The organism is Bacillus mycoides (assembly GCF_018742245.1).
Classification (GTDB): domain Bacteria; phylum Bacillota; class Bacilli; order Bacillales; family Bacillaceae_G; genus Bacillus_A; species Bacillus_A cereus_U.
Genome location: NZ_CP036132.1, coordinates 704,607 through 718,094 on the forward strand (window position 1 = coordinate 704,607; position 13,488 = coordinate 718,094).

Genomic DNA, 13,488 nt, shown 5'->3' on the forward strand with positions numbered 1-13,488 from the left:
AATAATAGCTATTATTTTTTGTTTTTGTAGTAGTTGTAATCACAATATTCAAGTGATTTTGGATCTACATAACTTAAGTGATGACTAGAGAATGTCATACGACCAACTACACCAGGTTTAACAATATCGTTGTACTTATCTTCTGTTAGTTTAGGAGCAGTTTCTTGTACTTCTTTTACCCACTTGTCATACTTTTCTTTTGTTTTTGCTTCAACTTCGAACTCCATGTGAGTGAATCCTTCACCAGAGAAGTTCGAGCTACGACCTAGGTAAGAACCTGGTTTGTCAGCTTGTAAATATAAGTCCATGATCATGCCATCCATTGTATACTTCATACCACCAAGTTCTGGTACCCAGAAAGCATTCATTGGACCTACAGAAGTCAGTTTAAATTGAATTGGTACACCAGCTGGGATGTTTAAATAGTTAACGGTTTCAATTTTTTCCTCCGGGTAACTAAATAACCATTTCCAGTTTGCAGATGTAACATAAATTTCAACTGGTTTAATATGTTTGGACTCTTGCGGAACCTCTTCCGAAGCATAAGTTGCTTTAACTGTTGGAATCGATAATGCGATAACGATAATAACAGGAATAATCGTCCAAATGATTTCTAATAATGTGTTACCGTGTTGATCAGGTGGCTCATAGTCCATATTCTCTGGTTTTTCACGATAACGAATCAAGATGACTGTAAACAAGATGAATACAATTGCGATAATTAATGACATAAGCACGAATGACCAAACAATTAAATCATACTGTGCCTTTGCAACAGGTCCTTGCGGATTTAATACTGCGAGTTTTTTATCACAGCCACCGAGGAACAGAACTAATGATAACGGAAGAAGCGAAGCCAACTTCCAAAATGCTTTCTTTAGTTGCACGATTGAAAATCTCCTTTCTCCTTGGATTGAAACTATGCCAATAAAACAATATAAACCTATTAATTTATAGTTGGCAATAGTTTTTGTTATATTGTTAAAAAATAGACACAAATGCACGCTTTTTAAGGTGAATATCATTTGTAACTTGATAACATTGTAAACTATTTTCCAGATAAAAACGTTATTGTGAGAATTTTAAGATAAATAAAGTTATACCAACATATCCAAGAAATAGAAAAAAGCTATCTTATCATAAGAAAGATAGCTGAATATTTTGTGTATTTAGTTTATTTCCTGAGTTATATTTCGTTGTTGTTCAAATGTGACAACTTTTTTATATTTAACTTGGTATAAAATGTAACAAATGATCATAAATGGAATCCCGCAATAAAGAGCAATTCTCTGATCTGGAATGAAAGCTAAACTAATAAATGTAATGAAATTGAGTGAGAAAGCTACGATTGGAACTATTGGATAAAGTGGTGTACGGTATTTTAAATCATTTATGTTGCCGCCATTTTTCACGAAGTTTCTACGGAAGAAAAACTGTGAAGCTGCGATCGACATCCAAACGACAACAGCCGCCATAGCTGCAATCGATGTTAAAATTAAAAAGACAGTATCTGCCGCGAATATACTTGTTAATAAAGAAAGGCTTGCAAAAATTAGGCTGAAAATTAATGCGTTTAGCGGTACACCTTTTTTAGTTAGTTTTGTAAAAGCTGGACTTGCCATTCCTTGTTTTGCCATCGCCCAAAGCATACGAGAATTTGCGTATAGACCAGAGTTAGCTACGGATAATACAGCTGTAATAATAACAAAGTTCATAATGTCCGCTGCATATGGAATACCAGCCATATCAAACACAAGTACAAATGGACTTTCAACTAGATTAGCTTCTTGCCATGGGAGTAAACCTACAACAACTGAGATTGCTAAGACGAAAAAGAATAGAGTACGCCAAATTGTGTTTTTTATAGCTTTCGGGATCGTTTTTTCAGGGTTCTCGCTTTCCCCTGAAGCAATTCCGATAAGTTCTGTTCCTTGGAATGAGTAATTTACAGTAATCATTGTAAGAAGAACTGCTAGTGCACCGTTTGGAAATAAGCCGCCATTTTCAGTGAAATTGTGGAGCATTGGTGCTGGCTTTCCATTAAAGTCGAGAAAACCAAACATAACTGCGCCTCCAAGTACGATAAAGATAACAATCGTTGCAACCTTTACGCTAGCGAACCAAAATTCAGTCTCTGCATATGCTTTTGCTGATAGAGCGTTTACAAGAAAGAGTGCTGCTGCAAATGTAACACACCAAATCCACGAAGAAACGTCTGGAAACCAACGTTTCATTAAAATACTAACAGTTGTTAACTCTACTCCAACTGTAACAGCCCAATTTAACCAATACATCCAACCGACGACAAATCCAAAACCAGGTGAAATAAATTTGCTTGCGTAGCTTTGGAATGAACCTGCTTCTGGCATAGCTACTGATAATTCACCAAGACATAACATAGTTAAATACATAACGAAACCACCGACTAAAAATGCAAGAATAGCTCCTCCTGGTCCAGCATTATGGACGATTTGTCCAGAACCCATAAATAATCCTGTTCCAATGACTCCACCAAGTGCAATCATGAATAAGTGTCTACTTTTCATTGTTCGTTTTAAATCTGTTTGTTCTACTTGTTGATTCATATGCCCCTCACCCCGTATTTTTCTTGTATGTGTTAACTTGATTTCATTCTGGGATTTTAATCATTAGTGGGGGATGAAAAACATACTCGGTTTATTTTGTTGTGAACTGAGTATGTAATAGAAAAACTAACTATGACTAAATACCTTAGAATGTTTATTAACATAGTGAAAGAAATATGATTCTTTCACTATGTTAATAATTTTGATTTTAGCAAAATATTCTGAAAAAGTATATTGTTTTTTCTTTTTATTAAAAATAATTAGAATTTTAAAATGATATTTGTGAATAATAATTCGCAGAATCTTTCTAGCAAACTAGTAAGAAGAAAGGTACAATGATAGAAGTTGAGCCTTAAAAATAATTGATATAATGGAGTTTGGTTTATGATGAAAAAGTTAAAATATATTTTTATTTTAGGTAGTATATTTGCTGTCGTATTTTTTTTCGAGAAAGATAAAATTATGAGAAAGGCACAGGAATTACGGTTAGACCTTTTCTCTGAGATGAAAGAAAGTACAATGATTACAGAGGTTCCGTTTATTAGACAGTTACCCGAATTACCTAGAGGTTGTGAAGTGACAAGTTTAGCTATGCTACTGCAACATAAAGGTGTACAAGTAGATAAGATGCAACTTGCTAGTGAGATTCATCGCGTCCCATTTGAACAAAATGGTTTGCATGGAAATCCTTATGAGGGATTCGTTGGAAATATTTATACGAAAGCTGAGCGAGGATACGGTGTATATAATCAACCAATTTTTAATTTAGCAGAAAAGTATGTTCCTGAAAAAGTAATTAATTTAACGGGCAGAGACGTGCAAGATCTATATAAAGTAATTAGTTCTGGTTCTCCGGTATGGGTAATTATTAATACAACGTTTAAACCATTAGCTGAAAGTAGTTTTGAAACATGGAATACGAGTTCAGGTGAAGTGAAAATTACATATTATGAGCATAGTGTTGTAGTAATTGGATATGATCAAAACTTTGTATACGTAAATGATCCTCTTGCAAACAATCCACGAAAAGCCGTTCCTCGTGCTGAATTTGAAAAGGCATGGGAGCAAATGGGGAAACAAGCGATTACTATTTTATAAAGTGAAAAGTCATCTTGAGATGGCTTTTTATTTTTAAATGTTTATTATAGAAAATTCTGAAGATTCTTTCGAAAGTTAACAGTTCGCGTTATAATAACATTTAACTTGGTGAAGAAGGGGAGAAGAGAAATGGATGTCGCAAAGGAACTTGTTTTATCAAAGAATCAGTTGATTGAGTGGAGAAGGCATTTTCATAAGTATCCAGAGTTATCTTTTCAAGAGGAAAAAACATCTCAATTTGTATTCGACATACTTCGGGAAATTCCGTATTTAGAAGTTTCGCGACCTACTAAATATAGTGTAATGGCAAGGTTAATAGGTAAGCAGCCTGGTAAAACTCTCGCGGTTCGTGCTGATATGGATGCTCTTCCTATTCATGAAGAAAATAAGTTTGATTTTATTTCTACATATCCAGGTGTGATGCATGCGTGTGGTCACGATGGTCACATGGCAATATTGCTTGGTGTAGTACATAAGTTGGTAGAGGAAAGAGAGAAAGTTAAAGGAGAGATTCGCTTTTTATTTCAACATGCAGAAGAAAATTTTCCGGGTGGTGCAGAGGAAATGGTCGCAGCGGGAGTGATGGCAGGTGTGGATTGCATTATTGGTGCTCATCTTTGGGCGTCATTAGAGGTTGGAAAAGTAGGTGTAATTTATGGCCCTGCGATGGCGGCACCGGACGTTTTTAGAATTAAGATAGAGGGAAAAGGTGGGCATGCTGGAATTCCGCACGAAACAGTTGATAGTATCGCCATTGGTGCGCAAGTAGTTTCACAAATCCAGCAAATTGTATCTCGCCTCACGAATCCGTTAGATTCTCTCGTAGTATCTGTTACGCAATTTCATTCTGGGACAACTCATAATGTTATCCCGGAACAAGCGGAGATTGAAGGGACAGTGAGAAGTTTAAGGCATGAATTAAGAGAAGAAACAAAGAAGAAGCTTGAAAGGATTGTAAAACATATTACAGAATCCTACGGTGCTAAGTATACATTTTCTTATGAGTATGGATATCGACCAGTTGTGAACGATTATGAAGTTACAGAGCTTATTGAACATACGGCATTACAGCTGTATGGAAGAGAGAGAGTTGTTCGTTTACAACCAACGATGGCAGGAGAAGATTTTTCGGCATTTTTACAAAAGGCACCAGGGACGTTCTTTTTTATAGGGGCAGGAAATGAAGAGAAGGGAATTATATATCCGCATCATCACCCTCGTTTTACAATTGACGAAGACGCATTACCAATTGGAGTGGAAGTCTTTGTATCATCCATTATGAATTTTATAAGTAAAGGAGAATGAGATGAAGAAAATACACGTGCTAGCACTTATTCCAGTTCTTTGTTTAGTAGTTGGACCAGTATTTGCAAATTCGGTCACTCCTTACGTATTGGGGATGCCATTTCTATTATTTTGGATACTATTATCAGTGCTTATTACGTCTCTTTGTATGGGGCTTGTGTACGTATTCGATCCTGCTAATAAGGGGGATGTAAAATGACAGCACTACTTATTATTATTTTATTCTTATTTCTAGCACTATTTTTAGGAATTCGAGCACAACATGGAAAAGATATGAATTTAGAGCAATGGTCAGTTGGAGGAAGAGGGTTTGGAACTATTTTCGTTTTTCTCCTTATGGCAGGCGAAATTTATACGACATTCACATTTTTAGGTGGAAGTGGTTGGGCGTATAGTAAAGGAGCTCCTACTTTTTATATTTTAGGATATGGTGCATTAGCCTATATTTTATCGTATTTCTTATTGCCTCCAATTTGGAAATATGCAAAAGAACATAACCTTGTTTCACAGCCGGATTTTTTTGCAAAGAAATATAGAAGTAAAGCGCTTGGATTGATTGTTTCGATTGTTGGTGTTGTTTCCATCATCCCATATCTCATTTTACAGCTAAAGGGGTTAGGGATCATCGTTTCCGAAGCTTCTTATGGAAGAGTGTCACCTGTTATTGCGGTGTGGATTGGTGCTATTGTTATAACTATATATGTAATGGTTTCAGGTATACATGGATCGGCTTGGACAGCTGCTTTGAAGGATATTATGATACTATTTATCGTTATGTTTTTAGGTATATATTTACCGTACCATTATTACGGAGGGTTTCAGCCGATGTTTGAAGCTGTAGAAGCAGCGAAACCAGGTTTTTTATCTTTACCTGAAGAAGGAATGAGTATTTCTTGGTTTGTTTCTACTATTATATTAACGGCCCTTGGTTTCTATATGTGGCCCCATACATTTGCTTCGGCTTTCTCTGCAAAAAATGAAAAAGTATTTAGGAAAAACGCGGCGATCATGCCACTGTATTCTTTAGTGTTGCTTTTCGTATTCTTTGCAGGTTTTGCTGCTATCCTGCAAGTTCCCGGATTAAAGGGAGCGGATGTAGATCTTTCGTTATTCCGTCTTGCTCTTCAAACTTTTGATCCTTGGTTTATTGGAATTATTGGTAGTGCGGGGGTATTAACGGCATTAGTTCCAGCATCCATGCTTGTTATGGCTGCTTCGACATTGCTAGCGAAAAATATTTACCGAACGATGGCTCCGTCTGCTTCAGATAGACAAGTTGCTAAAGCGGCAAAATTATTTGTGCCTGTAGTAACGCTTGTAGCCGTTTTGTTTACCTTTAAAGGAGGAGAAACGATAGGGGCGCTTCTTTTAATGGGGTACAGTATCGTTACGCAGCTTTTCCCTGCGCTTGTATGTAGTTTGTTTCCTCGTCAAATTATTACGAAGCAAGGAGCGATTGCAGGAATGGGGATTGGGTTGTTAGTTGTCGCATATATCACTTTAACAGGTTCTACTTTAGCTACAATGTTTCCGAGTTTCCCGCAGTATATAAAAGATTTGAATGTAGGTATAGTCGCATTGTTAATTAATATGATTGTGATGTTTGTAGTTAGTGGATTCACGAAAAATGTATCTATAAAGGCAGACAATATAATAGTAGAAAAGTAATCAGTATGTTAGAGCTATCTTTGAAAAGAGATAGCTCTTTTTTTGTATATATTTCCTTCTATTAGCGGAATCTAACTAAAAACTTGTTGAAAAGGAAGCTAGGTGGGGAATTTGTTAGAGTTAAAAGGTAACTTGTTTGAGGTTATGAAGGAAATTAGGGATGAGTTAGGTTCACCTAATGATTTAACAATTAGAGAAGTTGCTCTTGCTGGTAGTTCTACACGCTGCGCTGTCATTTTTTTATGTGGGTTAACAGATAAGGATAATGTTTATAAATATGTAGTTCGTACGCTTCAATATGAAGAAATAGAAAAAGAAGCAGCTGTTGTTCAAACGTTATTGGATCGTTTTATTTCTATCGCAGAAGTCGGTATGAAGACAACGTTTCCGGATATTATAAATGCAATTCTAGCGGGAGACACAGTTATATTAATTGATAATATTCAAACGGCTATTGTTGTTAACAGTAGGGCTTGGGAGAAAAGAAGTCTAGAACCTCCAGTGACAGAAGATTTAATCCGTGGACCGAGAGTTGGATTAAATGAAGATATTAATGTGAATAAAATGCTAATTCGCCGTGGTTTACGTGATCCGAAGTTGCGGTTTCAATCTTATATTATGGGGAAGCGATCACAGAAAGAAGTAACCCTAGTATATATAGAAGATATTATTAACCCTTATATTGTAAAAGAACTAGATCGGCGCCTTCAATCAATAGTGACAGATGTTATTTTTGAGACGGGTACGATTGAACAATTAATTCAAGACAATAATTTATCGCCGTTTCCACAGTTTTTGAACACAGAAAGGCCTGACAATATTGTGGCCTCATTAACGAAAGGAAAGGCGGCTATTTTAGTAGACGGATCACCGTTCGCTCTTATTGCACCACTCGTATTTGTTGATATTTTTCAATCTGTAGAAGACCATTACGAGCGTTGGCTGATTGGGACGTTATTAAGAATTTTACGAATGGTTTCTGGTATTATGGCGGTTTTGTTACCGGCGATGTATGTAGCGCTTGTTTCATACCACCAAGGGCTTATTCCGTCTAAATTGGCCTATTCAATTGCTGGAGCGCGAGAAGGGGTTCCGTTTCCAGCGTATATTGAAACATTAATGATGGCATTAACGATGGAGTTAATACGAGAGGCTGGAATTAGATTGCCAAAGCCAATGGGGCAAACGATTGGTATTGTAGGTGGTCTTGTAATTGGAGAAGCGGCGGTGAATGCCGGGATTGTAAATCCATTTTTAGTAATTATTATTGCAGTTACTGCAATTGCTACCTTTTCGCTCCCTGTATATAGCATTACGATTACGTTTCGGATTTTACTTTTCGTCTTTGTATTAGCGGCGACTGCTTTTGGTTTGTATGGAATCATTTTAGCTCTTATTGCACTTGCTGTTCATATTACGAATTTGAAGAGTGTTGGTGTTCCGTATACAACGCCTATTGCTCCTGCATTTTATAAAGATTGGAAAGAAGAACTTATTCGTATACCAAAATCGATGTTGAAAGAGAGACCGGAATATTTACAAACGAAAGACTCTACATTACGTCCAAAGGAGCGAGAATAATTGAAACCATTTGAGTATGGCGATGAAGAGATTGGATCTCGGGAACTTGGGTTTGCGGTATCGTCGACCATTATTGGTATAGGTGCATTGTCTATGCCAAGGGATATTGCCAACCAAACTTTATTTTCGGACGGTTGGATTATTTTGCTTTTGGGTGGATTGATATGTGCAGTTTTAGGTTGGTTTGTAACGAGGGTGGCTATTTTATTCCCAAAACAAAACTTTGTTCAATATACAAGTACACATTTGACGAAGCCTGTTGCATACACAATTAGTAGCATTTTAGTATTAACGTTTGCTGCTTTGACAGCATATGAATCGCGAATGATTGCAATTATTTCACAAACGTATTTATTTAGTGATACACCAGTACAACTATTGTCGTTCTTTTTCCTATTAGTTGTTATTTATGGAATAGCAGGGTCGAGAGCGGCTCTATTAAGGTTAAACGTTTTATTCTTACCTATCGTTTTAATTGCAATCGTACTGCTTTCTTTATTGAATGTGAACTTAATGGAAATAGATAATTTACTACCGGCTTTTCAAACGGACGTCAGTCAATATGCTGTAGGAGTTAAAAATTCTATTTTCACATTTATCGGATTTGAGGTAGCTCTGTTTTATGCTGTGATGTTGAACGATAAGACAGTGAAAAAAGCGCCAATGGCAGTTGCAAAAGCGGTGATAGTAAACGTTTTGTCATACATTTTAATTTATGTAACTTGTATTAGTGTTTTTTCGTATATGACAACACGTGGATTGACATTTCCAACAATTGAACTAGGGAAAGAAATTGAAATTGGTGGAGGATTTTTAGAGAGATTTGATGCGATTTTTTTTACTACTTGGATTATTACTATTTATAACACTACAGCAATGTATTATGACGTCGCATCTTTATTGTTTTGTGCTATGTTTCCAAAAGTGAAGAAACATGTATTTATTTTTGTGAGTGCTCCTATTATTTTTATGGTGAATATGATACCTGGCAATTCGAATGATTTATCAAATTATGGGACTTATTTAGCTTGGATAGATATGGGGTTTGTTGTGTTAGCACCTTTGCTAGTTTTTATTGTATATAAAATAAAAAGAAGGAATGGTGGAAATGAAACACCTTCTTAAAATTATAATAATTATGTTTTTAGCTGGATCTATTAGTGGGTGCTCTGAGCTGGAGGAGATAGAAGAAAGGGGATTTGTAGTAGGCGCAGCTTACGATATTGTAAAGGCAAAGAAATCAAATCCAATTATGAAAGGGACGTATCAGATGGTACTCCCAAGTAAATTGTCGCAACAAGGTGGACAAGGGGATGGAGATAGCCAAAATTATATTAATGTTAGTGCGAAAGCAGATAGTGTCTTTGAGCAAATACGAATTATTGCTAAAAAAATTAGTCGCGCATTATTCTTTCCGCATATACAAGTGATAATTTTTTCTAAAGATTTACTAGCGAATCCATATGTTTTACAAAATACGTTAGATGTATATATTCGCGATCATGAAATGAGAAGAAATATTCGTTTGTTCGTTTCTAAGAAAAATGCAGAAGCTATTTTAAAGCAGAGTGCCAAGCCTGAAAATTTGCCAGCGCAGTATATAGATATGTTAGCTGAACACCCACCGAAAAATGCCCAAATGATTGAGGCTGCAAGAATTGGTGAAGTACAGGAAAAGATGATTTCTAACCAGAGTTTCGTATTACCTATTCTCGAACTAACAAAACAAGGGGTACAAATGAACGGAGCGGCGTTGTTTCGCGGGAAGGATAATAAGTGTGTAGGCATTTTGAATGGGGAAGAAACGTTAGGAATGAATTATATAATAGGTAAAAAAATTGGAGGTTTTTTTACTATCCGTAAAAAGAATCAACTTATTACATATGAAATTCATAAGATGCACCGAAAGATTAAAGTATCTACGGAAAATGCTACAAAACCGAAGTTTGATATTCATTTATCTTTGGAAGGGACATTAGCCGAGTTGCATTTTAGTGATCATAAACAAATTATGAGTGAAAATCGATTAAAGAAAAACATCGCGGAGGAAATGGAGAAACGCATCCAAAAATCGATTAAGCTTGTTCAAAAAAAATATAAGGTAGATGTATTAGCATTAGGGGAAGTATATAAGCGACATAATTATAAAGAGTGGAAAAAGATAAGTAAGAATTGGGATCAAGGTGAAAATTACTTTAGTAATGCTGAAATTACTGTTCATGTTCATCCAACGATTGCACATTCAGGTTCAGCTTTACCGAAGAGAGTGAAATAAGGTGATGGAAGTTGTTTACTGGATTGGGAATTAGTTGCACGATATTAATGGCGGTTCTTCCAGGGACTATATATTTGATTCATAAAAAAATTACAACGTATGGTGCCCAGCCGTGGAAAGAAGAGGCGCAAAAAAAGAAACCTGAATAAATTTTAGGTTTCTTTTGTGCACAAAGTATATGTTGAAGGGGGATTCCTTCTATGTATACTTTGCTTTTATACAAGACCTAACCAATGTACCAATTGTGTAGAGAGGAATGTAACAACAATGGCAATAACAGTAGGGATTGCAAACGATAAGAATGTCCATTTGGCACTTTTTGTTTCTTTATATATGTTAACTAGTGTTGTTCCGCATGGGAAATGAAGGAGTGAGAACAACATTGTGTTTAGCGCAGTTAACCAAGTCCAACCGTGTTCTAAGAATAGATTTTTAATTTGATTAAAATCATCTATTTCAGTTAAAGCACCAGTTGATAAGTAAGACATTAATAAAATTGGAATAACAATTTCATTAGCTGGTAGCCCAAGGATAAATGCCGCTAGAATAAAACCATCAAGTCCTAGTAATTTAGCGAATGGATCTAGGAAGTTTACGAAATGCATAAGTAAGCTTGTGTCACCGACGAAAATATTAGCAAGTATCCAAGTTAATACAGCGGCAGGTGCAGCTACAATTACAGCTCGTTTTAAAACATATATTGATTTATCGAGCGTTGAACGCACAATTGTATTCCAAATTTTAGGTTTACGGTATGGTGGTAACTCTAACGTATAGTGAGTTGGAACGCCTTTTAGAGCAGTTTTTGATAAAACCCAAGAAACAGTTAAAGTTACAATAACGCCAATTACAACCATTCCAACGACAACGCCGGCAGTAACAAGTGTTTGCATGCTGCCTGTATATCCAGCAGCCATAAATAATGAAGCCATTAAGATTAATGTAGGCCAGCGTCCATTACATGGGACGAAGTTGTTTGTTAAAATGGCAAGCATACGCTCACGTGGTGATTCGATAATACGTGTTGACATAATAGCGGCAGCGTTACATCCAAACCCCATTGCCATAGTTAAAGATTGTTTCCCATGCGCGCCAGAGCGTTTAAATAAACGATCCATGTTAAACGCAACGCGTGGTAGATATCCATAGTTTTCTAAGAGGGCAAACATAGGGAAGAAGATTGCCATAGGTGGTAACATAACGCTAATAACGGCTCCGGTACCACGGAATAAACCAAGTATTAAAACGCCATGTAGCCATTCTGGTGCATGCATTGCTTGGAACCAAGATGTTAAATATCCTTCGGCCCAGCCGAAAAATTCAGCAATCATCTCGGATGGCACGTTAGCACCGGCGATTGTAAGATAAAAAATAATAGATAAAATACCGAGCATAATTGGAAATCCCCAAATAGGAGAAGTGAAAATCTTATCTAATCTTTCTGAACGATATAATTTATCAGTATTCGTATATTGGACAGCTTCTTTACATATACTTGCGGAGGTTCGATAAATATCTCCGACAATATCATCTCGTATGTCCTCTTTTGAAAGTGTTTGTGCATGTTGAACAATATAGTCCAGAGGAAGATCCTTACTGGCTGAGTGAGATTCCATTTATTACGACCTCCCTTACAAGTGGTTCGTTATGATGTTTTTGAAGTGCAGTTAAGAAATTTTTATCTCCATCTAAAATACGTAACGCAATCCAACGTGCTGGATACGTATTGCCGAACACTTTATAAATTTGTGGTTCTAATTCTTGAATCATATTTTCAATTTTTTCATTATAAGTAATTTTAATTGGTGTTGGAATGAGTTTTTTAGTTGCTACTTTAGCGATGACGCTTAGTAAATGTCCGATACCAACTCGGTTTCGGGCTGAAATTTTAACTACCGGTACACCAAGTGATTTTGCTAATTTCTTTTCGTCAATAATGATTCCTTTTTTCTCTGCTTCATCAATTAAGTTAATACAAATGACCACATCGTTTGTCATTTCCATCACTTGGAGTGCTAAATTTAAATTTCTTTCCATTGCAGTTGCGTCTATAACAACTACAGTTACTTCTGGTTTTTCAAATATAATATAATCTCGTGCGACTTCTTCATCTGCCGAATTTGAATACAGTGAGTAAGTTCCAGGTAAATCTATTATTGTATATATATGTCCGCCATGCTTATATTCCCCTTCAGCCTTTAAAACAGTTTTCCCCGTCCAGTTACCAGTATGTTGTTTTAAGCCTGTTAAAGTATTAAATAATGTACTTTTCCCGGTATTCGGGTTACCAGCTAACGCAATGCGATGGTTACTCATCTGAAATCATCTCCTATTAATACCCCGAAAATAAGGGAGCTTTCTTCACTACGCAGTGCAATAGTTGTGTTGCTTACTTGATAAGCGACTGGGTCTCCAAGTGGGCTGCGTTGTAATACTTTAATTGTCGCTCCAGGAAAAAATCCTAAATCTAATAAACGTCGTTTCATAGTTCCTTCTAATTGTATCTTCTCAATTTGTACAAATTCCCCTGTTATGAATTCGGAAAGGGGTTTAGTATTAGCCGATACCATAAAAGTTACCTCATCTCTATATTTTTAGTTTTAGTTTAAAAAGTTTCCTTAGGTAAACTTTTTGATACTAATATAGTAGACTACATTGAATGATGCTGTCAATTAGTACTTTAAAAATATTCAATTATTTTTAGAATTGTTCCAATTTATTGAGTTGTACCGAAAAATATTACTGAAATTCTTCTTAATGTAAATAAAGTAAGAGTGTAAAATTTTAAAAATATAGTGGATTTGTAAATATAGTTTTAACTTAAAGGGCAAAATAAAGAAAAATATTTACATTGGATTTACATTGTTAAGAATAAATTTACAATACTGCGTGTTTAGTGTGGGTTTTGTTGGCTTTTTTAACTATAAATGTTGGAATGTCTAGCTTTTATGGGGTGTTATCGCTATTTACTTAAAC

Annotated in this window: 13 protein-coding genes; 8 read left to right on the top strand and 5 right to left on the bottom strand. The window is 35.8% G+C overall.

All coding sequences use genetic code 11. The annotated features are described in order from the left end of the window. Positions 1 to 11: 11 nt before the first annotated feature. Positions 12 to 887 carry a cytochrome aa3 quinol oxidase subunit II gene (locus EXW56_RS03525; protein WP_002114212.1) on the bottom strand — a complete coding sequence of 292 codons (876 nt, stop codon included), beginning with the start codon at positions 885 to 887 and terminating at the stop codon, positions 12 to 14. A gap of 282 nt (positions 888 to 1,169) precedes the next feature. Beyond that, entirely contained in the window at positions 1,170 to 2,585 is a 1,416-nt protein-coding gene (locus EXW56_RS03530; protein ID WP_002201746.1) for an amino acid permease, read from the bottom strand. A 387-nt stretch (positions 2,586 to 2,972) separates the two neighbouring features. Between EXW56_RS03530 and EXW56_RS03535 the strand changes: the two genes are divergently transcribed. The 8 genes from EXW56_RS03535 (at position 2,973) to EXW56_RS03570 (ending at position 10,661) form a co-directional block, all read left to right on the top strand. Beyond that, positions 2,973 to 3,683 carry a C39 family peptidase gene (locus EXW56_RS03535; RefSeq protein WP_033716928.1) on the top strand — a complete coding sequence of 237 codons (711 nt, stop codon included), beginning with the start codon at positions 2,973 to 2,975 and terminating at the stop codon, positions 3,681 to 3,683. A gap of 129 nt (positions 3,684 to 3,812) precedes the next feature. Further along, the gene (locus EXW56_RS03540; protein WP_002201744.1) at positions 3,813 to 4,988 is read left to right on the top strand and encodes an amidohydrolase; all 1,176 of its coding nucleotides are present in this window, start codon (positions 3,813 to 3,815) and stop codon (positions 4,986 to 4,988) included. Between the two features lies 1 nt (position 4,989). Further along, entirely contained in the window at positions 4,990 to 5,187 is a 198-nt protein-coding gene (locus EXW56_RS03545) for a DUF3311 domain-containing protein (RefSeq protein ID WP_002116275.1), read from the top strand. Then, positions 5,184 to 6,656, top strand: a complete 1,473-nt coding sequence (locus EXW56_RS03550; RefSeq protein ID WP_215597181.1) for a sodium:solute symporter family protein — start codon at positions 5,184 to 5,186, stop codon at positions 6,654 to 6,656. Before EXW56_RS03545 ends, EXW56_RS03550 begins: the two co-directional genes overlap by 4 nt. Positions 6,657 to 6,758: 102 nt before the next feature. After that, entirely contained in the window at positions 6,759 to 8,237 is a 1,479-nt protein-coding gene (gerLA, locus tag EXW56_RS03555) for a spore germination protein GerLA (protein WP_087952781.1), read from the top strand. Beyond that, positions 8,238 to 9,362, top strand: coding sequence for an endospore germination permease (locus tag EXW56_RS03560; RefSeq protein ID WP_002201740.1), 1,125 nt, complete (start codon positions 8,238 to 8,240; stop codon positions 9,360 to 9,362). It begins immediately after the preceding gene. After that, on the top strand, positions 9,346 to 10,512 hold the full coding sequence (locus EXW56_RS03565; protein ID WP_215597182.1) for a Ger(x)C family spore germination protein: 1,167 nt from the start codon (positions 9,346 to 9,348) through the stop codon (positions 10,510 to 10,512). Before EXW56_RS03560 ends, EXW56_RS03565 begins: the two co-directional genes overlap by 17 nt. An 11-nt stretch (positions 10,513 to 10,523) precedes the next feature. Then, a complete protein-coding gene (locus EXW56_RS03570) occupies positions 10,524 to 10,661 on the top strand; it encodes a hypothetical protein (protein WP_087952777.1) in 138 nt (45 codons plus the stop codon). Between the two features lie 66 nt (positions 10,662 to 10,727). On the opposite strand, the gene EXW56_RS03575 is transcribed toward EXW56_RS03570, so the two are convergent. The 3 genes from EXW56_RS03575 to EXW56_RS03585 are packed head-to-tail and all read right to left on the bottom strand — an operon-like array spanning position 10,728 to position 13,082. Then, on the bottom strand, positions 10,728 to 12,128 hold the full coding sequence (locus tag EXW56_RS03575) for a nucleoside recognition domain-containing protein (RefSeq protein ID WP_002201738.1): 1,401 nt from the start codon (positions 12,126 to 12,128) through the stop codon (positions 10,728 to 10,730). Further along, entirely contained in the window at positions 12,106 to 12,828 is a 723-nt protein-coding gene (locus EXW56_RS03580; protein WP_002201737.1) for a FeoB small GTPase domain-containing protein, read from the bottom strand. Before EXW56_RS03580 ends, EXW56_RS03575 begins: the two co-directional genes overlap by 23 nt. Beyond that, positions 12,825 to 13,082: a FeoA family protein gene (locus tag EXW56_RS03585; RefSeq protein WP_002201736.1), complete on the bottom strand. Its 258-nt coding sequence runs from the start codon at positions 13,080 to 13,082 to the stop codon at positions 12,825 to 12,827. Before EXW56_RS03585 ends, EXW56_RS03580 begins: the two co-directional genes overlap by 4 nt. Positions 13,083 to 13,488 lie beyond the last annotated feature (406 nt).